This is a genomic window from Xenorhabdus beddingii, from assembly GCF_002127545.1.
GTDB classification, from domain to species: domain Bacteria; phylum Pseudomonadota; class Gammaproteobacteria; order Enterobacterales; family Enterobacteriaceae; genus Xenorhabdus; species Xenorhabdus beddingii.
The window spans coordinates 112797-135910 of sequence record NZ_MUBK01000005.1; the positions used below are offsets into that span (position 1 = coordinate 112797).

General features: G+C 45.7%; 23 protein-coding genes. 14 read left to right on the forward strand and 9 right to left on the reverse strand.

Going from position 1 to position 23114, the window contains the following annotated elements:
• Positions 1–383: 383 nt before the first annotated feature.
• Positions 384–1133, forward strand: coding sequence for a L,D-transpeptidase family protein (locus tag Xbed_RS04970; RefSeq protein ID WP_086111827.1), 750 nt, complete (start codon positions 384–386; stop codon positions 1131–1133).
• Here Xbed_RS04970 and Xbed_RS04975 read toward each other — a convergent pair.
• Together Xbed_RS04975 and lpcA are read right to left on the reverse strand one after the other, a co-directional pair.
• Entirely contained in the window at positions 1104–1871 is a 768-nt protein-coding gene (locus Xbed_RS04975) for a class II glutamine amidotransferase (RefSeq protein ID WP_086111828.1), read from the reverse strand. The two genes, Xbed_RS04970 and Xbed_RS04975, sit on opposite strands and share 30 nt — an antisense overlap.
• A 48-nt stretch (positions 1872–1919) precedes the next feature.
• Positions 1920–2501 carry a D-sedoheptulose 7-phosphate isomerase gene (gene lpcA, locus Xbed_RS04980; RefSeq protein ID WP_086111829.1) on the reverse strand — a complete coding sequence of 194 codons (582 nt, stop codon included), beginning with the start codon at positions 2499–2501 and terminating at the stop codon, positions 1920–1922.
• Positions 2502–2755: 254 nt separating this feature from the next.
• Here lpcA and fadE point away from each other — a divergent pair, with 254 nt between their 5' ends.
• Positions 2756–5203, forward strand: coding sequence for an acyl-CoA dehydrogenase FadE (fadE, locus tag Xbed_RS04985; RefSeq protein WP_086111830.1), 2448 nt, complete (start codon positions 2756–2758; stop codon positions 5201–5203).
• A 61-nt stretch (positions 5204–5264) separates the two neighbouring features.
• On the opposite strand, the gene lysA is transcribed toward fadE, so the two are convergent.
• Positions 5265–6590, reverse strand: a complete 1326-nt coding sequence (lysA, locus tag Xbed_RS04990; protein WP_086111853.1) for a diaminopimelate decarboxylase — start codon at positions 6588–6590, stop codon at positions 5265–5267.
• Between the two features lie 131 nt (positions 6591–6721).
• On the opposite strand from lysA, the gene Xbed_RS04995 reads away from it, so the two are divergent.
• Complete coding sequence (locus Xbed_RS04995) at positions 6722–7651, forward strand: LysR family transcriptional regulator (RefSeq protein WP_086111831.1); 930 nt, start codon at positions 6722–6724, stop codon at positions 7649–7651.
• On the opposite strand, the gene Xbed_RS05000 is transcribed toward Xbed_RS04995, so the two are convergent.
• A complete protein-coding gene (locus Xbed_RS05000) occupies positions 7634–8548 on the reverse strand; it encodes a LysR family transcriptional regulator (protein ID WP_086111832.1) in 915 nt (304 codons plus the stop codon). The two genes, Xbed_RS04995 and Xbed_RS05000, sit on opposite strands and share 18 nt — an antisense overlap.
• 139 nt (positions 8549–8687) lie before the next feature.
• On the opposite strand from Xbed_RS05000, the gene Xbed_RS05005 reads away from it, so the two are divergent.
• Positions 8688–9572 (forward strand): MBL fold metallo-hydrolase, encoded by an 885-nt coding sequence (locus tag Xbed_RS05005; RefSeq protein ID WP_086111833.1) that lies wholly within the window; start codon positions 8688–8690, stop codon positions 9570–9572.
• Between the two features lie 831 nt (positions 9573–10403).
• On the opposite strand, the gene Xbed_RS05010 is transcribed toward Xbed_RS05005, so the two are convergent.
• Complete coding sequence (locus tag Xbed_RS05010; RefSeq protein WP_086111834.1) at positions 10404–11219, reverse strand: MBL fold metallo-hydrolase; 816 nt, start codon at positions 11217–11219, stop codon at positions 10404–10406.
• 157 nt (positions 11220–11376) lie between these two features.
• Positions 11377–11826 carry a prepilin peptidase gene (locus Xbed_RS05015; RefSeq protein ID WP_244182409.1) on the reverse strand — a complete coding sequence of 150 codons (450 nt, stop codon included), beginning with the start codon at positions 11824–11826 and terminating at the stop codon, positions 11377–11379.
• A 329-nt stretch (positions 11827–12155) separates the two neighbouring features.
• On the opposite strand from Xbed_RS05015, the gene rsmE reads away from it, so the two are divergent.
• The 4 genes from rsmE to ruvX all read left to right on the forward strand — a co-directional run bounded on the left by rsmE (position 12156) and on the right by ruvX (position 14952).
• Complete coding sequence (gene rsmE, locus Xbed_RS05020) at positions 12156–12887, forward strand: 16S rRNA (uracil(1498)-N(3))-methyltransferase (RefSeq protein ID WP_086111835.1); 732 nt, start codon at positions 12156–12158, stop codon at positions 12885–12887.
• A gap of 9 nt (positions 12888–12896) precedes the next feature.
• Complete coding sequence (gene gshB, locus Xbed_RS05025) at positions 12897–13856, forward strand: glutathione synthase (RefSeq protein ID WP_086111836.1); 960 nt, start codon at positions 12897–12899, stop codon at positions 13854–13856.
• Positions 13857–13966: 110 nt separating this feature from the next.
• Positions 13967–14530 (forward strand): YqgE/AlgH family protein, encoded by a 564-nt coding sequence (locus tag Xbed_RS05030; RefSeq protein WP_086111837.1) that lies wholly within the window; start codon positions 13967–13969, stop codon positions 14528–14530.
• A complete protein-coding gene (ruvX, locus tag Xbed_RS05035; RefSeq protein ID WP_086111838.1) occupies positions 14530–14952 on the forward strand; it encodes a Holliday junction resolvase RuvX in 423 nt (140 codons plus the stop codon). The genes Xbed_RS05030 and ruvX overlap by 1 nt, the downstream gene beginning before the upstream one ends.
• 17 nt (positions 14953–14969) lie before the next feature.
• Here ruvX and Xbed_RS05040 read toward each other — a convergent pair whose 3' ends face one another.
• Positions 14970–15971 carry a type IV pilus twitching motility protein PilT gene (locus Xbed_RS05040; protein WP_086111839.1) on the reverse strand — a complete coding sequence of 334 codons (1002 nt, stop codon included), beginning with the start codon at positions 15969–15971 and terminating at the stop codon, positions 14970–14972.
• A gap of 21 nt (positions 15972–15992) precedes the next feature.
• Between Xbed_RS05040 and Xbed_RS05045 the strand changes: the two genes are divergently transcribed.
• From Xbed_RS05045 to hemW, 5 genes are all read left to right on the forward strand, one after another.
• Positions 15993–16688 carry a YggS family pyridoxal phosphate-dependent enzyme gene (locus tag Xbed_RS05045; protein WP_086111840.1) on the forward strand — a complete coding sequence of 232 codons (696 nt, stop codon included), beginning with the start codon at positions 15993–15995 and terminating at the stop codon, positions 16686–16688.
• A 66-nt stretch (positions 16689–16754) separates the two neighbouring features.
• A complete protein-coding gene (proC, locus tag Xbed_RS05050; protein WP_086111841.1) occupies positions 16755–17576 on the forward strand; it encodes a pyrroline-5-carboxylate reductase in 822 nt (273 codons plus the stop codon).
• A 32-nt stretch (positions 17577–17608) separates the two neighbouring features.
• The gene (locus Xbed_RS05055; protein ID WP_086111842.1) at positions 17609–18172 is read left to right on the forward strand and encodes a YggT family protein; all 564 of its coding nucleotides are present in this window, start codon (positions 17609–17611) and stop codon (positions 18170–18172) included.
• 65 nt (positions 18173–18237) lie between these two features.
• Positions 18238–18831, forward strand: a complete 594-nt coding sequence (locus Xbed_RS05060) for an XTP/dITP diphosphatase (protein WP_086111855.1) — start codon at positions 18238–18240, stop codon at positions 18829–18831.
• Positions 18824–19954, forward strand: coding sequence for a radical SAM family heme chaperone HemW (hemW, locus tag Xbed_RS05065; RefSeq protein ID WP_086111843.1), 1131 nt, complete (start codon positions 18824–18826; stop codon positions 19952–19954). The genes Xbed_RS05060 and hemW overlap by 8 nt, the downstream gene beginning before the upstream one ends.
• A 92-nt stretch (positions 19955–20046) precedes the next feature.
• Here the strand turns inward: hemW and Xbed_RS05070 are convergent, their stop codons facing one another.
• Entirely contained in the window at positions 20047–20598 is a 552-nt protein-coding gene (locus tag Xbed_RS05070; RefSeq protein WP_086111844.1) for a LeuD/DmdB family oxidoreductase small subunit, read from the reverse strand.
• Complete coding sequence (locus tag Xbed_RS05075; RefSeq protein WP_086111845.1) at positions 20595–21893, reverse strand: 3-isopropylmalate dehydratase large subunit; 1299 nt, start codon at positions 21891–21893, stop codon at positions 20595–20597. The genes Xbed_RS05070 and Xbed_RS05075 overlap by 4 nt, the downstream gene beginning before the upstream one ends.
• 222 nt (positions 21894–22115) lie before the next feature.
• On the opposite strand from Xbed_RS05075, the gene Xbed_RS05080 reads away from it, so the two are divergent.
• Entirely contained in the window at positions 22116–23033 is a 918-nt protein-coding gene (locus tag Xbed_RS05080; protein WP_086111856.1) for a LysR family transcriptional regulator, read from the forward strand.
• Positions 23034–23114 lie beyond the last annotated feature (81 nt).

The following is a 23114-nucleotide window of genomic DNA, read 5'->3' on the forward strand; positions in this document are numbered from 1 at the left end:
GGTATTTCCTTGGGGTAATGCAGCGACTTCAGTAATAAAAAACACCTTGAGCGACATTGGTCTCAAGTTATTCATTCCGATAATCGTTACAATTTTCTCTTAAGTTTCGCCGGCGGTAATTCTAACATCTCCCCTACAGACTGTCTGATTAATCAAGTGACTTAGCTCAAGCAAATGGGAATAATTTCTCTGCTGAACCGTCAACTATTCGGTAAAGGCGAATTCAACCCTCATCTTTCCCGACAATAGACTATTTTTTGAACGAAAAATAACTTCACAGGGGCTGGATATCACTGCTATCTTTTACCCAACATTTCATCAAACGATGACAATCCTGCACCCGATATTTCATCAATTAATTACCCTTTTTACACGGTTATGTTATGAAGAAAACGGTTTTTTATCTTTCATTATGCCTATTGTTATTACCTGTGCCGCTTTTTGCCACCACACAAAATCGTTTATTGTGGCCCGGGCTATCAACCGAACGGCCACCCTTAAAACACATTGGCGCCGAAATTTTCATTCAGATATTCAAAGAAGAGAAACTTCTTGAGCTTTATACCAAGGACGAAGAGGGTCGTTATCAATTGACCCAAAGCTACCCTATCTGTAATTACTCCGGTGGGCTGGGACCCAAAACACGAAAAGGTGATTTCAAAAGCCCGGAAGGGTTTTACCATGTCAGCCTGAAACAGTTAAAGCCGGATAGCCGCTATTATCGGGCCATTAATCTGGGCTTTCCCAATGAATTCGATAAATCCAAAGGTTATTCCGGCAATAACTTAATGATCCATGGCGAATGTCAATCCATTGGCTGTTATGCCATGACCAATCGCTATATGGATGAAATATACCAATACGCGGAAAAAGCACTCTATCATGGACAGCCTGAAATTAAGATCAATATTTACCCTTTCAGGATGACACCACAGAATATGAGGCAACATAAAAATAACGGTAATTACCCTTTCTGGAAACAATTACAGCCCGCCTATGAGCAGTTTGCCAAAACAGGCATCCCTGCCACGATCAACGTAATAGGCGGGCGATATAGTGTTAACCCAAAACCTGAAAACCCGTCACCTTTCTGGAATACCCGATCAAGCGATACGATTACCCAAGTGAAATAACGCATAGTCACCCGATTCAATTCGGTGCCAATTTTCATTTCCGGTTAAAGGTTGAGTGGCAATCACGGATACAACATCCCCTGACTGGGTATGCTGCTGAAAATCAATCTCAACATCCTGATCCAATAATTTGGCTTTCCCGAAAGGAGCACGACGAGTGATCCAATGTAATTGGGTCGAACAATAAGCCATGACAAATTCACCATCTGACAACAGCATATTGAAAACCCCTTTTTTCCTCAATTGGTCAGCCAAAGAGGCAATGAACTTAAAAACCGCAGACCAATTGGCAGGACGCTTAGGATATTTCAAGGATAATTGATGTAATATCCAGCAGAATGCCCGTTCACTGTCGGTCTCACCAACCGGACGGTAATTGCCGGTTTTCAGCTTACTGTATCCCTTCAATTGTCCATTGTGGGCATAAGTCCAATATTTTCCCCATAGCTCACGGGTAAATGGATGGGTATTTGCCAGAGAAACACTGCCCCGGTTTGCCTGACGAATATGGGCCACAATCACTTTTGATTTGATCGGGTAGCCCTGCACAAATTGCGCCACAGGTGAGTAACAACTGGACTGGTGGTCTTTAAACGTCCTGTATCCCAATCCTTCGTAGAAAGTAATCCCCCAGCCATCCTTATGAGGGCCGGTATGCCCTCCACGCTGAATCAAGCCACTCAGACTGAAAACAATATCTGTTGGCACATTGGCACTCATGCCAAGTAATTCACACATTGCCTACCCCTAACGCTCACTCCTGACGCCTGTTCCTAACACAAGCAATCAGGCGGTTACCATTTCTTTTTCAATCAACTGAATCAGGATATGAATCACTTTGATATGAATTTCCTGAATGCGATCAGCATAACCAAAATGCGGTACCCGAATTTCAACATCGGCTGTTCCTGCCATTTTTCCGCCATCCTTGCCCGTCAGGGTAATCACTTTCATTCCCTTGGCACGAGCGGCTTCCACGGCCCTGATGATATTGCCTGAATTCCCTGAAGTCGAAATGCCCAACAGGACATCACCTTTCTGGCCTACGGCTTCTAAGTAACGGGAAAATACATAATCATAACCAAAATCATTGCTCACGCAGGACAAATGGCTGGGATCGGAAATGGCAATCGCCGGATATCCCGGACGGTTTTCGCGGTAACGGCCAGTCAGCTCTTCCGCAAAATGCATGGCATCGCAATGTGAGCCACCATTACCACAAGACAGCACTTTTCCTCCTGCCTTGAATGAATCAGCCAGCAAAACAGCCGCTTTTTGAATGGCGTCAATATTCGCATCATCGTTAAGGAATTTAGCCAGCGTGTCTGCGGCTTCAGATAACTCACTACGGATCAGATCTTGATACATGGAATTCATACTCCTGAAAGGTCTTCGGGATTAATAATATCTACCGTCCAGTGTAACGGATTCCCCCTCTTGAAAGAAGATATCCCCCCATCTCTGTGAAATTATTACGAGTGAAATTGAAATGACTTTGTGAGCTAGATTGTAATTAAGATGTAAATGTATTGATAAAAGCCTTTTCCTCATCTAAAAAAGAAGGACACACCTAACAGGTCAGACCTCTGACAACTCAACCTGAGATTTACAGGAGTTTTACTATGACCGCTCTCAGCATTATTTTGTTTTTAGTCTTGATTGGCGGGCTTTGTTACCGCAAAGTCAGCCTGACGCTCAGTAGCTTACTGCTTGTTGCCTATACATTGATTATGGGCATAGCCGGCCTTTGGAGCTACTGGCTGCTGTTACCACTGGCGATTGTCCTATTCCCCCTGGTCTTCACGCCAATTCGCATTTCCTTATTTTCTGCCCCCGGCTTAAAAGCGTTCCGTAAGGTGATGCCAAGCATGTCCACCACAGAGAAAGAAGCGATTGACGCAGGAACAACATGGTGGGAAGGCGAACTGTTCCGTGGCAGCCCTGACTGGCAGAAACTGCACAATTATCCAAAACCACAGTTAACCGCTGAAGAACAGGCATTTATTGATGGCCCGGTAGAAGAAGCCTGCCGCATGGCCAATGATTTCGAAATCACCCATGAACTGGCAGACTTACCTCCAGAACTTTGGACTTACCTGAAGGAAAATCGTTTCTTTGCCATGATCATCAAGAAAGAATACGGTGGTCTGGAGTTTTCCGCTTACGCCCAATCTCAGGTACTGCAAAAACTCGCCGGTGTATCGGGCATTCTGGCTATTACGGTCGGTGTACCTAACTCACTGGGGCCTGGCGAATTGTTGCAACACTACGGCACTGATGAACAGAAAAAACGTTACCTGCCCGGCCTTGCCCGTGGTGAAGAAATTCCCTGTTTTGCCCTGACCAGCCCTGAAGCCGGCTCAGATGCCGGTGCCATTCCTGATACCGGCGTGGTCTGTATGGGTGAATGGCAAGGTGAGCAAGTTCTCGGGATGCGCCTGAACTGGAATAAGCGCTATATTACCCTGGCGCCTATCGCGACGGTTCTGGGATTGGCTTTCAAACTGTATGATCCTGACCATCTGCTGGGAGAGACCGAATCACTGGGCATTACCTGTGCTTTGATCCCAACCGACACCCCGGGAGTGGAAATTGGTCATCGACACTTCCCATTGAATATTCCATTCCAGAATGGGCCAACCCGTGGCAAAGACATTTTCGTTCCTATCGATTACATCATTGGCGGGCCGAAAATGGCAGGTCAGGGCTGGCGTATGCTGGTTGAATGTCTCTCTGTTGGCCGGGGGATTACTCTGCCATCCAACGCCACCGGAGGATTGAAAAGTGCTGCGATGGCGATTGGTGCTTATTCCTATATTCGCCGTCAGTTCAAATTGCCTATCGGTAAAATGGAAGGGATCGAAGAGCCATTGGCACGTATTGCCGGTAACGCTTACCTGATGGACGCGGCGGCAACCATAATTACCAGCGGCATCATGCAGGGAGAAAAGCCCGCTGTTCTGTCTGCCATCGTGAAATACCATTGTACTCACAGAGGGCAGCGTTCCATTATTGACGCAATGGATATCGCCGGGGGAAAAGGTATTTGTCTTGGGCCATCCAACTTCCTTGCCCGTGGCTATCAGGGTGCCCCCATTGCCATTACTGTAGAAGGTGCGAATATCCTGACCCGCAGCATGATTATCTTCGGTCAGGGGGCAATCCGCTGCCATCCTTATGTACTGGCTGAAATCGCCGCAGCAGAAAGCAACAATGTTAAAGCCTTTGACAAAGCTCTGTTTGGTCATTTGGGCCATGTTGCCAGCAATACCCTGCGCAGTTTGTGGCTCGGCATGACCAAAGGCAGAACCAGCCGTTCGCCAGTCAATGACGCCACCCGCCGTTATTACCAATATATCAATCGGTTAAGCGCCAACCTTGCCCTTCTCTCCGATGTGGCAATGGGCGTCTTGGGTGGCAGCCTGAAACGCCGCGAACGCATCTCAGCACGTCTGGGGGATATTCTGAGCCAAATCTTCTTGGCTTCCGCAGCCTTGAAACGTTATGAAGATGAAGGCCGCCAAAAAGAAGATTTACCCTTAGTACAATGGGCGGTAGAAGATAGCCTGCATCAGGCTGAACAGGCGATGAGCGAGCTACTGCGCAATTTCCCCAACCGTTTAGTGGCAGGTTTAATGCGGAAGATTGTCTTCCCATCGGGTTGTGTCCATACCGCACCATCCGATAAATTGGATCACAAGCTGGCCCAGATATTACAAACCCCTTCCGCAACCCGTAGCCGGATTGGGCGTGGACAATACCTGACGCCAAGCGAGCACAACCCACACGGGTTACTGGAAGCCGCATTGCACGATATCCTCGCCGCAGAGCCAATCCATGTACGCTTGAGCCGTGAAGCAGGCAAAAACCTGAGCTTCACCCGTCTGGATCAATTAGCTGAAAAAGCCTTGGCGGAGCATAAGATTACGCCGGAAGAAGCGGATATTCTGAAACGTGCAGAAAACAGCCGACTGCGCTCAATCAATGTTGATGAGTTTGAACCGGATGCCTTTGCTGTACCAAATTCAGCAAAAAAGCCTGAAAGTCAGCACCAAACTAAAGCGGCCTAATGCTGACTGGACACGATGATTAGGCCAAGGTACGGGGACGCCAAGTGCCCCGTATTTTATTTTAAACAAATTCCAAAGATAACAGTTCTTCTATTGTCTGGCGACGCCGGATCAAACGCGCTTCTCCCCCAATAAACATGATTTCAGGGATCAAAGGACGGCTATTATAATTCGAAGACATAGAGGCACCGTAAGCACCCGTATGATGAAAGATCAGATAATCTCCGACGCTGACCGGAGGCAACATACGCGGTATAACCTCTCCTCCTTCCAACTGGGTAAAGACATCACCAGATTCGCATAACGGCCCTGCGACTAACGTTTCTTGCCAATCCGCTTCCCGTAAATCAGCCTCATTATCGCTGTTATCTACCGATAAACCATCCACCGGTGAACCATCTATCGGCAAAGCATCTACTGGTAAAACAGAAATAGGATGATAACTGCCATACATGGCCGGGCGCATCAAATCATTGAAACCCGCATCCACCAAGACATAGTGACGGCTGCCCATGGGCTTTACCGCCCGCACTTCTGCCATTAAGAGACCGGACTCTGCAACCAAAAAACGACCCGGTTCAATCTCCAGCGCAACATGATGCCCCAGATGCTGCGCAATACGTTGACGAGCCTCATGCCATAAACTGTAATAATGCTCGGTATCTACGGCTTCCTCGCCGATTTTATAGGGGATCGATAATCCGCCCCCTGCTGAAATAGCCTGAATATCCTCTCCACACAGCATGACCTGCTCTACCATGGCATTACACACATTGGCAAGATGCTGATAATCGACACCTGAACCGATGTGCATATGCAGCCCCACCAATTTCAAGCCATATTGGTGGATCTTTTCAACTGCCAGAGGAAGATCCTGATACCAAATGCCGTGTTTGCTATTTTCACCACCGGTATTGGTCTTTTGGCTATGCCCATGTCCAAATCCGGGGTTGACGCGTAACCAGACAGGATGACCGGGCTGACGTTCACCAATCTGTTCCAGCATATCAATAGAGCCGGTATTAACCGGAATATCCAGCTCAATAATGCGGCGCAATGTTGCCTCATCAATCACATCAGCAGTAAAAACAATCTCTGATTGATCGCGCCCGGGATGAAAGCCGGCATACAGCGCCCGCTCAATTTCCCCCAATGACACCGCATCGACTTTCACACCCTGCTCTCTCATCAAACGCAGGATATGGGTATTGGAACACGCTTTCTGGGCGAACCGGATAACATCAAACGGTTTTAATTTTTTGATTTGTTTAATGATGCGATCACCATCATACAGCCATAACGGTGTTCCGTACTGAATCGGTAATCGGAGTAAATTTTCTGGGGTAAAATGTTCCCCTAGTCCGTCAGGAAAAGTTGAGATTGTCATTGAAGCGCCTCGCAGAATCAGCCAAGGTTGCATTATTGACAACAATAAGACAGGAATAAAAATATCCATTTAGCTATAGTCTATTCATTCATGATATCGTTTGGGCTGTTTTTTAATCGAGAGACAAAGATATGCGTTCTTGTTCATGGCGACACATTGAAATTTTTCATGCCGTAATGACCACTAAAAATCTGACGGATGCAGCCATATTACTGAAAACGTCCCAACCCACCGTCAGCCGTGAACTCGCTCGTCTGGAGCAATTACTGAAATTCAAATTGTTTGATCGCATCAAAGGACGCTTATTTCCCACGGCACAAGGATTACGGTTATTTGAAGAGGTACAGCGCTCTTACTATGGCTTGGAAAGGATCATCAACGCGGCTGACAATATTCGCCAATTTGATCATGCACAATTGTCCATCGCCTGCCTGCCCATGTTTTCTCAATCCCTGCTGCCAAAAGCCTGCCGCAGCTTCATCCAATGCTATCCAGACGCAAAATTGACCATCGTTCCGCAAGAATCCCCCCTATTGGAAGAATGGCTCTCCGCACAGCGCCATGATATCGGCCTGACTGAGCATTTACAGGCTCCGGCTGGTACTGAACGCGACACATTGATAACTTTAAATGAAGTCTGTGTCTTACCCATTAATCATCCACTTTGTCAAAAATCACAATTAACGCCTGCGGATTTTCACGGACAACAATTTATCAGTCTGTCGATCACCGATAGTTACAGACAGCTTATTGACACGATTTTTGCTGAACAGGGTGTCAATCGTAATATGGTGATGGAAACTCACAGCGCAGCCTCAATTTGCGCCATGATTAACGAAGGAATTGGCCTGTCGATCGTCAATCCACTCACCGCACTGGATTATTTAGATAACAATGCAGGGATCTGCATCCGGCCATTCAGTATCGAAATTCCATTTACGGTCAGTTTAATTAAACCCATACATCGCCCCTCTTCAGAGCCAGTTGAGGTCTTTATCAGCCATTTAAAACAACAAGCGGCTCAGTTTCCCGCAAAACTGGCATCAGCATTTCAACATTAACTGTTGCCAATGCGATGAGGTCGCAAACCACTCCACCAAAAAATCCAACAGCGCCCGAAGCGTCGCAGGCATATTCTGACGACTGGCATAAATGCCATAGATACCCATTGCCTGTGGTTGATAATCAGGTAATAACTTAACCAACTGCCCGGACTTCAAATGGGAAGAAACCGAATAGTAAGGCTGCATGGCTATTCCAGCTCCCTGCAAAGTCGCTTCCATTAATACGGTCGACTCATTGGCGCTTAACGTACCACTGACAGGCACTGAATATTTCTCATGTTGTTTTTCAAACAGCCATAAACTTTTGCCAAAAAAGTTATACGTCAGGCAATTATGGGATGCCAAATCCGCAGGGTTTTGCGGGATAGATTTTCCGGCTAAATAAGACGGCGCGGCGCAAACAACAGAATGACAAGTCGATAACGGGCGGGCTATCAGATTGGGTTCCAGGTTATTGGTAATACGGATCGCTAAATCAATGCGTTCCTCTATCAGATTGATGGCCTTATTGTTCATTTGCAGATTGACGGAAATCTGTGGATATAGCCGCATAAATTCGGGAATAGCGACTGACAGCGCACTGATGGCCAACGATTGGGAACAACTCAACCGCAATAATCCTTTCAAAGTCTGGGTGCCTGATGATTGTTGTACAGGCATGGCTTCCGCTAATGCCATCAATTTGAGGCTGCGTTGATAAGCGCTCTCACCGGCCGATGTTAAGCTGATCTTGCGTGTTGTGCGATGCAATAAACGAACCCCTGCCCACTTTTCCATCTCAGCCAAATATCGGGAAACCATTGCCCTCGACATATCCAAACGCTCCGCTGCCGCAATCAGGCTTCCCTGTTCAACGATCGTGACGAATACCTGCGCTGCTGTGACCCTATCCATTTTAACCGCCCATTTCCCGTTATAATTAGATCGATATATGCAACAAATAATTGCTTGTTTTGGGGTTTTTAAATCGAAATATGCAACTTATTATACATGCCATTCAAGCACACAAGCATTTTGATATAGGAATTCTACAATGGCTCGCAAAACAACACTAAATATCGCTCTGGCGGCGACCCTTTCTTTGGGAATGGCATCACTGGCTCAGGCCGCCGATCTCAAACTGGATATCTACAATCCGGGTGAAAAAGGCATTTTCCCAGTTTCTTCCGAAATCATCAGTGGCGATCATGAAGTTGTTCTGATCGATGCTCAGTTTAAGAAAAATGATGCTCAAGAACTGGTAAAAATGATCCGGCAGACAGGTAAAAAACTGACAACGATCTATATCAGCCAATCCGATCCTGATTTTTACTTTGGTCTGGATGTGATCACCGAAGCCTTCCCTGACGCCAAGGTCATTGCATCACCGGAAACCATCAAAGCGATCAATGAAACCAAAGATGGCAAACTTGCCTACTGGGGTGGAATTCTGGCCGAACAGGCTCCCAAAAAGATTATTGTTCCTGAACCACTGAAAGGAAACTCCTTCACTGTTGATGGCGAAAAACTGATTGTTGAAGGTTTGGATGGTCCCGCCCCAGATCACACTTTTGTCTGGGTTCCTAAATTGAAAGCGGTTGTCGGCGGTGTCACCGTTTCTGACAATATTCATGTCTGGACTGCGGATACTCAAACCCAGGAATCTCGCCAACACTGGGTACAAACATTGGATCGAATCAAGAGCCTAAAACCTGAAACTATTGTGCCGGGACACTATCTGGGTAATGCATCAATGACGTTGGATGCAGTGACTTTCACGCAGAATTATCTGAGCACACTGGAAAAAGAATTACCAAAAGCAAAAGACGCCGATACCCTGATTGCCGCGATGAAAAACCACTATCCAAACCTTGCTGATGAATCCAGCCTTGAACTAAGTGCCAAGGTATTGAAAGGCGAAATGAAGTGGCCCCAATAAATTGAAAATATTACGGGCGTTGCTAATTAAAAATAGTGGCGCCCCTATTTTAGATATTGATTTATACCCTATGGATTTCAAGAGATGACCAATAAAACTGCACTTTGAAAGACGACGGGTATATCATTATAAAATTTATTCCTCATTAATATTTCTCCTTCCCAATCACACCCTTCCCAATCACACTAAGAAAAAAAAATAAAACACCAGCACCAACAAATAATGAAACATGTGTTAAGATATACCTTAATACTTTATATTCATCCCCAGATAAAATTCAGTAAAACAATAACATTCATTCTGAGAAAAACTTATCAGAAAAACATAATAAATTTTTAATTGATGTGATATTTAGCCCCTTTTTAACATTCTAAATAATGAATAAACTGAGGTTGTGATCAATAATCCATAATTCAATAAATCCGCTTGAATAAGAAACTCATTTTTCTTAAATTTGATGTCGGCGGAGAGATAAGCGAGCTGCCCAGACTCACCAGATGCTTCTAACATCTGGCATAAGCCGGGTAAGCAGCCTAAAGCCAACTAGATGCTTCCAACATCTAGCGTATGCAGGATAAGCGGCCTAAACAACTAGATGCTTCCAACGTCTAGAGTATGTAGGATGAGCTGCCTAAACAACTAGATGCTTCCAACGTCTAGAGTATGCAGGATGAGCTGCCCAAGCCCACTAGATGCTTCCAACGTCTAGCAGATGCAGAAGCGGCCCAAAACAACTGGATGCTTCCAACATCCAGTATGTGCAGAATGCGTACCATAGGTTCGAATCCTGTTCTCTCCGCCCCTTTTATTTCCCACCGTTTACCGTTAATATCAATCAAGTTCAATGGATTGCCCAGTAGAAAGATTTTTTGCATTCGGCAACCATAATCTTCCCCACAGACCACTACAATGACATGCATAAACATGCTGTACCTTTTCTTTCTTAAGGTATTTTCTAATCATCAATAATTTAAATGGTGAAGCATAACGCAAATGCAAGCCACCAATAATGGCATATATTTTTTCAACTCCAGTGAGTTTCTTAGCGTATTCGATAATATCAATCACTCCACGATGCCCACATCCAATGAATATAATGAGCCCTTTTGTTGCCTTGTAGATTAAAATTCCTTCATCCTTGACAAGATCTGGTGAAAATTTTTCTTCTTTATCTTTATTCCTAATGATGCCATATCGTTTGTTTTTATCTTTTTTTATCTCTCCTGAATATAAGAATTCATCATTGATATACATTTCATCCTTTGAAAAAAAAGTATCAAAATTCTCGAATTCAACTTTTCTGGATAATTTTTTGAATGTCAATGCAACATTCTTCATGATTATCCAACCATAGTATCTTTCATTTTTCACATCGGGATGACAGACCAATTTGGCGTCAGTAGAGAAAAAAGGTAAACCGCCGCAATGATCAAAATGCCCATGTGATATCACCACAGTTGAAACAGTAGATAAATCTATATTTAATTTCTTAGCGTTATCAATAAAGCTCCCATCTGGTCCTGTGTCAAAAAGAATTGCCGTTTTTTGTTTTTCAATAAGTAAGCTCAAACCAGCTTTTGCTGTTAAAACTCCTTTATAAGGCGAAAAAACCTGATTCTCCAATAAGGCAGTTATCTTTAATGTCATGATAGCGTTCATCTCCTCTACACACATAGTAAAAGAGTGAACTTTTTATAAAAAAATGCAAGCTGACTATGATAAATAACTGCTATTTTTCCAGCCTATTTCAAATTATTACTGAGTTATCCGCTTGGCAATAGAGTATCAACAATACTCATTTTACTCAGGCAAAAAACATCAATACTATCGCAGATAAACAAAGATAAGGTCCAAATGCAATAAATTCAGGGAATGATTTCCTTTTCATTCTCATCATGATAAACCCAAACAATCCAGATAATGAAGCCATCAGCATTAGTATGGGTATCATTTCCACACCCAACCATGCACCAATTGCCGCCGTTAATTTAAGATCACCATAACCTATCCCTTCCTTTTTTAAGCTATATCGACACAACCAATATAAAAACCATAAAAATAGATACCCTGATATGGCGCCATATATCGCACTCTTGATCGGAACAAAATGATTATCACTGTTAAATAAAAGCCCGACCCATAATAAAGGAAATGTGATAACATCTGGCAAACAATATGTTTTAATATCAATTACAGATAACACTAGCAAGGTACTACAGAAAAACCCAATTATTATATAATCTACATTGACCAAAATAACCGTTCGTCCTTTACGTTCGTAAAAATAATTCCTTTTATAAATAACATCCTTGTTACTGTATTATTCCCTTATTTCCTGACCTTAATCAGGACAAGAGGGATATTAAATTTTTACTCTCATCATTGGCAACAGATATTTAGTTAAAATAGCAATTACAAAATAAATATGCGAGCCAGCTCGCAAGACGATATCTTGTATTCCTTAAGTCAAGAGATGGCTTGATCACGCAAACAACGCTCATTTATCATGGACATGAATCCATTTTGTCGTGTGACTGTTTGCGCTATGCCGGAAACATCCGGAAAAAGAAGGAAAGAAAAAATATGCGAATTCCCCGCATCTATCACCCTGAACCGCTCTCAACAGGGGCGGAAATCTACCTGAGCGATGATGCAGCCAATCACGTGGGTCGCGTGCTCAGAATGAGTCACGGTCAGGCGTTACAACTCTTTGATGGCAGCAATCAGGTTTTTGATGCAGAACTCATTGAAGTCAGTAAAAAAACGGTTCAAGTGCGCATCATTAATAGCACGTTGTCTAATCATGAATCGCCACTGAACCTGCATTTGGGGCAAGTCATGTCCCGGGGTGAAAAAATGGAATTCACCATCCAAAAATCCGTGGAACTCGGTGTCAGCACTATCACACCATTACTTTCTGAGCGTTGTGGTGTAAAACTGGATGCGGAAAGGCTGGAGAAAAAATTACAGCAATGGAAAAAAATTGCCATTTCTGCCTGTGAACAGTGTGGACGAAACCGTATTCCTGAAGTCCGCCCGGTCATGTCACTGGAAGCATGGTGCCAGGAAAATGATGACAGTCTAAAATTGAATCTGCATCCCCGTGCCAGCCAAAGCATCAATACTCTCCCACTGCCCGTGGAAAAAGTACGCCTATTAATTGGGCCTGAGGGAGGCTTGTCCGCTGGAGAAATTGCAATGACAGCAAAATATCAATTTACTGATATCCTGTTAGGACCTCGCGTCCTGAGGACAGAAACTACGGCACTCACCGCAATTACCGCACTACAAGTACGTTTCGGTGATCTGGGCTAAGGAGAAAAAATGATCAAGCTCGGTATAGTGATGGACCCCATTTCATCCATCAAAATCAAGAAAGACACTAGTTTTGCCATGCTGCTGGAAGCACAAAAACGCGGGTGGGAGATCCATTACATGGAGATGGGTGATCTCTACCTGTATCAAGGGGAAGCCCGCGCCCGTACCCGTTTGCTCACGGTAGAAGAAAATTCTCAACAGTGGTATCAGTTTGGCGGTGAACAGGAAATCGCCCTTGAGACTTTGCAAGTCATCCTGATGCGCAAAGATCCTCCTTTTGATACTGAGTTCATTTATGCTACCTATATTCTGGAAAGAGCAGAAGCCAAAGGTAGTCTGATCGTCAACAAACCCCAGAGCCTTCGCGACTGCAATGAAAAGCTATTTACTGCGTGGTTCCCGGAATTGACACCCGATACGCTGGTCACCCGCAATGCGAAAAAATTACGTGAATTTCATCAAAAACATGGCGACGTTATCTTTAAGCCATTGGATGGTATGGGAGGGGCTTCCATCTTCCGTCTGAAGCAAGATGATGCCAATGTAGGGGTGATTATTGAAACCCTGACTGAACATGGCAGCCGGTATTGTATGGCTCAAAATTTCCTGCCAGCCATTAAGGAGGGGGATAAACGCATATTGGTTGTTGATGGCGAACCTGTGCCTTATTGCCTGGCCCGTATCCCCGCACAGGGGGAAACTCGCGGTAATCTGGCAGCAGGTGGACGCGGAGAAGCCCGCCCATTGTCGGAAAGTGATTGGGCCATTGCCCGTGCAGTCGCGCCGGTGTTAAAAGAGAAAGGGTTAATCTTTGTTGGGCTGGATATCATTGGTGACCGGTTAACTGAAATCAACGTCACCAGCCCGACCTGTGCCCGTGAAATAGAGGCCGCATTCCCGGATATCTCCATTACGGGCATGTTAATGAATGCTATCGAAAAACGATTGGAAAAACAGATAGCATAATAGCCCGAACAGCTTTCGTTTCCCGGCAACATTTGCCATTTATAATAAGCGCCCACATACTAGGTGGGCTAATTCACTTTTACATTGCCAAAATAATTATCAGAAAACACATGAACCTACAGCACCATTTCCTTATTGCCATGCCTTCGCTCTCTGATCCTTATTTCAACCGCTCTGTAGTTTATATCTGCGAACATGATCAAAACGGGGCAATGGGATTAATTATCAATAAACCGATAGCCCAAGTTTCTATCCAGAGTATCTTACAGAAGTTGGATATCGTCCCCGAAGATAGAGACAGCACTATCGATCTCAATAGTCCCGTGATGGCGGGAGGGCCTTTATCCGAAGAGCACGGCTTTATTTTGCACACACCGCAATCCGGTTTCGGTTCCAGTATCCAAATCTCTGACCAGACTATGCTCACAACATCCAAAGATATGCTGGAAGCACTGGGAACTCCCCGCCAGCCGAAGAATGTTTTGATGACTCTCGGATATTCAAATTGGGAGACAGGACAATTGGAAAAAGAAATTATGGAAAATAGCTGGCTTACCGTCAGCGCAGAACCGTCTATCATTTTTAATACCCCGATAGCTGAGCGCTGGCGTGAAGCCGCTTCTCTGTTAGGGTTCAATGTTTATAATCTCGCACCACAAGCAGGACATGCCTGATGAAAAACCGCACTATCATTGCCTTCGATTTTGGCACCCGCAGCATTGGGGCTGCCATCGGGCAAGAAGTCACAGGTACAGCCAGAGCACTATCCGCCTTCAAAGCCAATGAAGGCAGCCCAAACTGGGAGCTCATCGGGAAACTGCTCAAGGAGTGGCAGCCAGATTTGGTCATTGTCGGCTTGCCACTCAATATGGATGGCACAGAACAACCTGTCACCGCACAAGCCCGTAAATTTGCCAATCGCATACATGGCCGGTTTGGGGTTCAGGTTGCACTCCATGATGAACGGCTGACCACGGTGGAAGCCCGTTCACACCTGTTTGATCATGGAGGCTATAAGGCATTGAACAAAGGCAAGGTCGATGCCGCTTCTGCGGTGATCATTCTGGAAAGCTGGTTTGAGCAACAGTATCCATAAGAACCATATTCATGATGTCAATCTGCCAATAATCCCAACGACTCGCGCTGTTGTCGGTTTTGTTCGTAAGTCTGCATACCGCAGGCGGCGCCTGTCTGCATCAATGTTGCTATTTGGTGATTCTTGCTTTCCCGGATCAAATGCCCCACCGCTTGATTGACGACCAGCACTTCATAGATAGCCACCCTGCCACCTTCTCTGGCAGGCAGCAGTTGTTGGGAAATCACTGCTTTTAAACTTCCGGCCAGTTGGCTGCAAATCCAGCCTTTTTCTTCTGCGGAAAAAACATCCACCAGCCGATCTATTGCTTGAATCGCACCACGGGTATGTAACGTTGACAGAACCAAATGCCCCGTTTCAGCCGCAGTCAGAGCCAGCCGAATCGTCTCTTTATCGCGTAATTCACCTAACAGAATGACATCGGGATCTTGCCGTAATGCCCCTTTCAATGCGGTATGATAATCCGGCACATCTTTACCGACCTGCCTTTGCTGTATCAGGCAATTTCGGCTTTGATGAACAAATTCTATTGGGTCTTCCAGCGTGATAATGTGTTTACAACAATGGCTATTTAAGGCATTGATCATGGCTGACAACGTCGTGGATTTACCACTCCCCGTCGCCCCAGTCACTAATATCAGACCACTGGCTTCCTGCAAGATAAGGCGTTGGATAATCTCAGGTGCATAGAGTTGTTCCAGAGTCGGGCATTTATCCGTAATTAACCGCAATACCAACGACAGCCGGGATTGTTGATAGAATAAATTTCCCCTGAGCCGCTGCTTATCCGGCATTTCCAACACAAAATCGACATGGCCTTGCGCTTGTAACTGCTGTTTCTGATCATTCGATAATATTTTTTCGCTCCATGTCACCAAGGTACTTGATTGAATTTCTGCTAATTGAATCTGTGGATATAACACGCCATTGATGCGCAAAACCGGAACTTGCCCGATACAAAGATGCAGATCAGAAGCATTATGCTTTACACTAAGGGACACCCATTTTTCCATATTCATTTTTTATCTCCTGAGTCAATTATGCACAATATCGAACAAAATCTTCACGATGTCAGGAACCGCATTACTCTTGCAGCGCAAAAATGCGGGCGCTCTCCAAAAGAAATTACTTTACTTGCAGTCAGCAAAACCAAACCTGCGGATGTCATCGCAGAAGCCATCACCTACGGTCAGCGGGAATTCGGTGAAAATTACGTTCAGGAAGGGGTGGAGAAGGTTCAACACTTCGCCAATCATCATGATTTGGTGTGGCACTTTATTGGCCCATTGCAGTCCAATAAGAGTCGTCTGGTCGCAGAAAATTTTGATTGGTGCCATACCCTCGATAGATTGAAAATTGCCCAGCGCTTAAGTGAACAACGTCCTGAGCATCTGGCTCCACTCAATGTACTGATTCAAGTTAATATCAGTGGCGAAGGCAGCAAATCCGGCATTTTGTTGGAAGAGTTGGCTGAATTGGCCGCCACCATCAATGCGTTGCCTAAGCTGGTACTTCGCGGGCTGATGGCAATACCTGCACCAGAAAGCGATTTTGAACGCCAAATCGCGGTTTATCGCCACATGGAACACGCATTTATTGAAATGAAAGCGCAATATCCACAAGTTGATACACTCTCAATGGGCATGACAGATGATATGGAAGCTGCCATTACCTGTGGTTCTACGCTTGTTCGGATTGGAACAGCTATATTCGGGGCTCGTCAGTACAGAGCTTAACCTAAGCCTGTATGAAAAGATCCCATATGTGATATCTAAAATTAACTGATTACGCGAGATTACTGAATGGAAAATCGTAAAATTACCTTTATTGGCGCGGGAAATATGGCTCATGCCATTATCGCCGGATTGGTCAGAAAAGGTTATCCTGCGGAACGGATCACGGTCTGCTCTCCCAACACAATCCGCCGTGATGTGCTGGCAAAAGAGTATGGCATTAATAGCCAAAGCGATAATATTCGTCACGCACAGGAAGCCGATGTCATTGTGTTGGCGGTTAAACCGCAAATGATGGCTGAAGTGTGTGAGCCATTACGCTCACAGGTGGATTTCAGCCAGAAACTGGTTCTTTCCATTGCGGCCGGTATTCCGATTGCCCGGTTTTACGCACTGTTGCAGGATAATCTCAATATTATCCGCATAATGCCCAATACCCCTTCTCTGGTCGGGCAAGGGATCAGTGGGCTGTTTGCGCCTGAACCGGTTTCTCACGCTGATCGCGGATTTGCGGCATCGCTGATGAGCAGCGTCGGTAAAGTCTGCTGGGTTGATGATGAAAACGGCATTAACCATATTATCGCCGTTGCAGGCAGTGCCCCGGCCTACTTCTTCCTGTTTATGGAGTCCATGCAGCAAGAAGCAGAACGTCTGGGATTCGACAGCGAAACAGCCAGGGAACTTGTCCTGCAAGCCACTTTGGGTTCAGCTAAACTTGCTGAAACGCAAAAAGATCTTCCTTTTGCTATCCTGCGCGAGCAGGTAACATCTAAAGGTGGTACAACGGCGGAAGCATTGCGCATTTTTTATGAAGGCAACCTGCCTGAAATTGTGTCCCGTGCTATGCAAGGAGCAATCCACCGAGCGCAGGAAATGGAAAAATTATTTTAATTCAATTGGTCTAATTCAATCAGGGCTGCTACATGCAATTCTTAAACTTCATCTTTTTTACGGTTCTGGATTTATATATTGCCGTTTTACTGCTACGCGTTTGGATGCAGTGGGTGCGTTGTGATTTTTATAATCCATTCTCACAATTTATCGTTAAAATCACGCAACCTGTGATACGCCCATTACGCAGAGTTATCCCCGCTATTGGCCCCGTCGATACGGCATCTGTTCTGCTCGCTTACCTGCTGGTATTGGTCAAATTAGAATTACCTGTATGGCTATCAACCGGGCAATTTTTAATCCCTTTCAGCTTGCTACTCCCGATTGGGATCATTGAATTGCTGACGGCGGCCGGAAAACTGGTATTCTGGCTGGTGATCGCCCGTGCTTTATTGAGTTGGGTCAGTCAAGGCCGCAATCCCGTTGACTATGTCCTGATTCAATTAACCGAACCATTAATGGCACCCATCCGCCGTATTCTCCCTTCCATGGGCGGTCTTGATTTCTCCGCCATGATTGTGATCCTTATCCTTTACGCACTGAACGCCCTGCGTAGTGACGTCATGGGCTGGCTGGTTTCAATGTTCACAATGTAATGAACTACATGAATTAATTGAAGATATCGGTTAATTGAATACACAGGTTAATTAAATAAATGGCAATGCAAAAAGTTGTTCTCGCGACGGGAAACTCTGGCAAAGTACGTGAACTGGCTGATTTATTGGCCGATTTTGGCTTAGATATCGTGGCTCAAACCGAGTTGGGTGTTGATTCCGCCGATGAAACGGGTCTCACTTTTATCGAAAACGCCATCATCAAGGCCCGTCATGCAGCCGCAGTCACCGGATTACCTGCCATTGCAGATGATTCAGGGCTGTCCGTTGATGCACTGGGGGGAGCACCCGGCATTTATTCCGCCCGCTATGCAGGCAGTGATGCCTCCGATCGGGACAATCTGGAAAAACTGTTGGAAGCCATGCGCGATGTTCCTGATGAACAACGTCAGGCGCAATTCAACTGTGTTCTGGTCTACTTACGTCATGCCGAAGATCCTACCCCGCTGGTATTTCACGGTCGCTGGTCAGGCTTCATCACTCATGAACCGGCCGGAGAAGGCGGTTTCGGTTATGACCCTGTTTTTTATGCACCAGAGTTCGGCTGTAGCGCTGCCCAACTGAGCCGCGAACAAAAACAGGCGGTTTCACACCGGGGAAAAGCGTTAAAAATGTTGCTGGAAGCCATGCGTAATGCTTAAGTTTCCACCTCTGAGTCTTTATATTCATATTCCTTGGTGTGTGCAAAAGTGCCCTTACTGTGATTTCAATTCACATGCCTTAAAGGGAGATGTGCCACATCAGGAGTATGTTGATCACCTGTTGGCGGATCTGCGCGCTGATCTGCCAATGATTGGCGATCGTGAGGTATCAACGATTTTTATTGGTGGAGGCACGCCGAGCCTGTTAAGCGCCGAAGGGATGCAGCGACTGCTTGATGGGGTCAGGGCTTCACTGCCGCTCTCTCCACACGCAGAGATTACCATGGAGGCCAATCCGGGAACCGTGGAAGCCGAACGCTTCAGCGCCTACCAACAGGCGGGGATCAATCGCATTTCCATCGGCGTACAAAGTTTCGGCTCGGATAAACTCATCCGTTTAGGGCGTATTCACGGCCCGGAAGAGGCCAAACGAGCGGCAAAATTGGCGGATGGTCTTGGATTACGCAGCTTCAATCTGGATTTGATGCATGGCTTGCCCAACCAGACACTCAATGAAGCACTGAATGATTTGCGTCAGGCCATTGAGCTATCTCCGCCACATCTGTCTTGGTATCAACTGACGATTGAACCCAATACCGCTTTCGGCTCCCGGCCTCCGGTTTTACCGGATGATGATGCGTTATGGGATATTTTTTCTCAAGGCCATCAATTACTGACGGAAGCGGGTTATCAACAATATGAAACATCGGCGTATGCCAAACCGGGGTATCAGTGCCAACATAACCTCAATTACTGGCGTTTTGGTGATTACTTGGGGATTGGCTGCGGTGCACACGGTAAAATTTCATTTGCAGATGGCCGTATCCTTCGCACCGTGAAAACCAAACATCCACGCGGTTATATGCAGGGGCGTTATTTGGATCAACAACATCAGGTGGATAATGAAGATCGTCCATTTGAGTTTTTCATGAACCGTTTTCGCCTGCTGGAATCGATGCCACGTCAGGATTTCAGTGATTTTACCGGATTACCAGAAAGAGCCATTCGTCCACACATTGACGAAGCACTGGCTAAAGGCTATATCACTGAAAACGATACCCACTGGCAAATCACTAAACACGGAAAATTATTCCTGAATTCCTTATTGGAACTGTTTCTGTAAAAGCGATTCGTCTAAAAAGTGATTCGTCTAAAAAGCAATTCATCTAAAAAAACAAACTGCACCTGAAAATCAGCAGGTGCAGTTTGTTTATCTTATTTAATTCTGCCGGTCGCACGAGCGTAAGAAAACAGCCCTCCGGCAGAGACGATATTGGCGAGTTCACCAATCGGATCAGTTTGATATTTTTCACCCTTTTTCAGCAGAATGACGGTCTGGTTTTCAACATCAATCTCAATACTGTCTCCCGTGGCTAATTTGTCACACAGGCGCTCTTGGGCTGCCACAGGCAATAACTGCCCGGTTGATACACAATTACGAAAGAATATCCGGGCATAAGATTGGGCAAGGACGACTTTCACACCTGAAGCACCCAACGCAGCAACCGCATGTTCACGCGAAGACCCACAACCAAAATTCTGCCCTGCCACAATAATCGGGTATTTCGCTTTTCCCTTGCTCTCATCAATGAAAGGCAATGACCCTTCCGGCAATCCGCACATTGCCAATGAAGCCAGTTGTGCATACCCTTCAGGAGTGGAAGGATTAACCTTGAGATATTCGGCTGAGAGGATCTGGTCAGTATCAATATTATCGGTCAAGACATAAACCTCCCCCCGAATGATATGCTCCTTTAACTCACTCATAAAAACTCCTCAGGATTTGTAATATGGCCGGTAATCGCTGCCGCAGCAACAGAATAAGGGGAAGCGAGATAAATATTGGCGCGTTTATGCCCCATTCTGCCGACAAAATTTCGGTTAGTCGTGGATATCACGGAGATGGGATCATTGACGCGCCCGAAAGTATCCGGCGGGCCACCACAGCAGGCTGCACATCCCGATTCTGAGGAAAGTTTGACTCCCGCATCACTTAAAATCTGATAGACAGAAACCCCGTCAATTTGGGTCGTGATCGTTTTATGGAAAACTTCTTTGGTTGCAGGGACTGCGTAAGTCGGGATCGTCACTTTATGCCCTTTGATGATACGGGCTGCCGCAACAAAATCCTCCAATTTACCGCCGGTGCAAGAGCCAATATACGCCTGAGAAATGGCAACATTAGCCACCTGTTCAATGGAAACCACATTATCCGGAGAATGCGGTTTCGCAATCTTTGGCTGCATCGTGGAAACATCAATATTTAATACCCGGCTATACTGCGCATCTTCATCAGGATAGACAACCTCAAAAGGGAGACAATTGCGTTCTGCCAAATAATCCAGCGTCGCCTGATTGGGCACCATAATGCCATTTTTCGCCCCGCACTCAACGACCATATTACAAATCGTCATACGCTCTTCTACCGATAACTCATCAATGACATTACCGCCAAACTCTATGGCCTGATAAGTCGCGCCATCAACGGTTAATTCGGACAATACAGATAAAATCATGTCCTTAGCCAAAACATGGGCTGGCTTGTTTCCGGTAAAATTGACGCGGATCGTCGTTGGAACCTTGAGGGGAATTTCCCCCGTGCCTAATGCATAAGCCGCATCAGTAATACCCAACCCAATCGCGAATGCGCCAAAAGCACCGGCAGTGACGGTGTGGGAATCCGTGCCCAATAACACTTCACCGGGACGGGTATGTCCACCTTCCGCAAGCCCGATATGACAAACGCCCTTATAGTCGGGCGTTCCAACATCGTAAAAATATTTTATGTTCTGTTCAGCAGCAAATTCGCGCATGACACGAATGTTCTGATTGGCTTGTGGGTCTGCCGAATAGACAAAATGGTCTGGGATCAGAATAAACCGTTCGGGATCCCATATCCGTGCATCCTGACCGAACTCTTTTTTAAATACACTGGCGACACCGGGCGTACAGGGATCGTGAGACATTAGAATATCCACTTTCGCCCAAACCACTTCACCTGGAGTGACTTGTTCACGCCCACTTGCCCGTGCAAGAATTTTTTGTGTGATAGTTTGGCTCATCTCACATTACCCCCGAAAGATTAAAACAGACTCAATAGATTGCCATCCTAACAAGATTACGACGCCTTATCGTAGGGAAATACGAGGGTATCGTTCACTGTTTCCGTGGTGAGACAGTCGTTCGCAAAATGGGAAAGAAACAACAAAGGAATATTCGCGTGTCCTCACCGGTTATATGGTATGTTGTTCGGCAATTCCCGGAGTCAATCATTAGGTTATTTCATGAATAATATTGATAATCTTACCTCAATGGTCGTTTTTGCCCGCGTAGTAGAAACGTTGAGTTTTACCGAAGCCGCAAAATTGCTCAAGCTGTCCAAATCCTCTGTCAGCCGCGAGATTGCCCAGTTAGAAGTGAGATTGGGCACTCAGTTACTCAACCGTACCACGCGCAAAATTCAGGTGACAGAAGTCGGGATGAGCTATTACCAATATTGCCACCGAATTCTTACCGAAGCCCAAAGCGCTGAACATTTTATCCGCCATTTTCATGAAGAACCGATGGGAAGTTTACGCCTGATTGCCCCGGTATCCTTTGGCAGTCAATGTATTGTCCCTGCCCTGAATAGCTTTATCGCCGGCAATATTCATATCAGCGTTGATCTGGAGTTGACCGACAGAACCGTTAATATGGAAGAAGATCAGTGCGATATTGCCATTGTCGTTGGGCGAGAAATGCCACACCATTCACTGACCAAGCCTCTGATTGATATTACATGGGGGCTTTACGCCACACCCGATTACTTACGTCAATTTTCATCCATAGAGAGACCGGAAGATCTCCCTCGTTACGATTACCTGCTCTTCCGTGGCCCGGCACATACTATCTCCCTCCCATTTCGCAAAGAGAGATACAAACTGGATATTGAAGTACGCAGCCGGTTTCGCATTAATAACAGCGTGGCATTAATGAGTTCTGCACTGGCGGGAGCGGGCATTGCCTATCTGCCGGATTATGTCACCCATGAGGCGGTGGCAGAAGGGAAATTAATCCGGCTCCTGCCAGAATGGAATATGGATATCTATCAAGCCTGGATACGGTTCAAATCAGAGAGCACGCTATCGTCACGTGTACAGCAGTTTGCAAACTCTTTGCAGAATAAACTGAAGCAAGATTTGGAAAACAGGAAGCACACGTAAACGAAGAAGTGCATCGCGGGTGCTATTGTCCCGTACAAAATATAGCACCCGCAAAGAAGAGCAAAATATCAATAGTACAAA

What these genes read in the sequence shown, in the direction of transcription:
- Xbed_RS05055 (WP_086111842.1), top strand. Translation starts at nt 17,609, where the DNA reads ATGCAATTCTTAAACTTCATCTTTTTTACGGTTCTGGATTTATATATT.
- gshB (WP_086111836.1), top strand. Translation starts at nt 12,897, where the DNA reads ATGATCAAGCTCGGTATAGTGATGGACCCCATTTCATCCATCAAAATC.
- Xbed_RS04970 (WP_086111827.1), top strand. Translation starts at nt 384, where the DNA reads ATGAAGAAAACGGTTTTTTATCTTTCATTATGCCTATTGTTATTACCT.
- Xbed_RS05005 (WP_086111833.1), top strand. Translation starts at nt 8,688, where the DNA reads ATGGCTCGCAAAACAACACTAAATATCGCTCTGGCGGCGACCCTTTCT.
- rsmE (WP_086111835.1), top strand. Translation starts at nt 12,156, where the DNA reads ATGCGAATTCCCCGCATCTATCACCCTGAACCGCTCTCAACAGGGGCG.
- Xbed_RS04975 (WP_086111828.1), bottom strand. Translation starts at nt 1,871, where the DNA reads ATGTGTGAATTACTTGGCATGAGTGCCAATGTGCCAACAGATATTGTT.
- Xbed_RS05075 (WP_086111845.1), bottom strand. Translation starts at nt 21,893, where the DNA reads ATGAGCCAAACTATCACACAAAAAATTCTTGCACGGGCAAGTGGGCGT.
- Xbed_RS05000 (WP_086111832.1), bottom strand. Translation starts at nt 8,548, where the DNA reads ATGGATAGGGTCACAGCAGCGCAGGTATTCGTCACGATCGTTGAACAG.
- Xbed_RS05080 (WP_086111856.1), top strand. Translation starts at nt 22,116, where the DNA reads ATGAATAATATTGATAATCTTACCTCAATGGTCGTTTTTGCCCGCGTA.
- proC (WP_086111841.1), top strand. Translation starts at nt 16,755, where the DNA reads ATGGAAAATCGTAAAATTACCTTTATTGGCGCGGGAAATATGGCTCAT.
- lpcA (WP_086111829.1), bottom strand. Translation starts at nt 2,501, where the DNA reads ATGTATCAAGATCTGATCCGTAGTGAGTTATCTGAAGCCGCAGACACG.
- Xbed_RS05030 (WP_086111837.1), top strand. Translation starts at nt 13,967, where the DNA reads ATGAACCTACAGCACCATTTCCTTATTGCCATGCCTTCGCTCTCTGAT.
- Xbed_RS05060 (WP_086111855.1), top strand. Translation starts at nt 18,238, where the DNA reads ATGCAAAAAGTTGTTCTCGCGACGGGAAACTCTGGCAAAGTACGTGAA.
- Xbed_RS05040 (WP_086111839.1), bottom strand. Translation starts at nt 15,971, where the DNA reads ATGAATATGGAAAAATGGGTGTCCCTTAGTGTAAAGCATAATGCTTCT.
- Xbed_RS05010 (WP_086111834.1), bottom strand. Translation starts at nt 11,219, where the DNA reads ATGACATTAAAGATAACTGCCTTATTGGAGAATCAGGTTTTTTCGCCT.
- hemW (WP_086111843.1), top strand. Translation starts at nt 18,824, where the DNA reads ATGCTTAAGTTTCCACCTCTGAGTCTTTATATTCATATTCCTTGGTGT.
- Xbed_RS05070 (WP_086111844.1), bottom strand. Translation starts at nt 20,598, where the DNA reads ATGAGTGAGTTAAAGGAGCATATCATTCGGGGGGAGGTTTATGTCTTG.
- lysA (WP_086111853.1), bottom strand. Translation starts at nt 6,590, where the DNA reads ATGACAATCTCAACTTTTCCTGACGGACTAGGGGAACATTTTACCCCA.
- ruvX (WP_086111838.1), top strand. Translation starts at nt 14,530, where the DNA reads ATGAAAAACCGCACTATCATTGCCTTCGATTTTGGCACCCGCAGCATT.
- Xbed_RS05045 (WP_086111840.1), top strand. Translation starts at nt 15,993, where the DNA reads ATGCACAATATCGAACAAAATCTTCACGATGTCAGGAACCGCATTACT.
- Xbed_RS04995 (WP_086111831.1), top strand. Translation starts at nt 6,722, where the DNA reads ATGCGTTCTTGTTCATGGCGACACATTGAAATTTTTCATGCCGTAATG.
- fadE (WP_086111830.1), top strand. Translation starts at nt 2,756, where the DNA reads ATGACCGCTCTCAGCATTATTTTGTTTTTAGTCTTGATTGGCGGGCTT.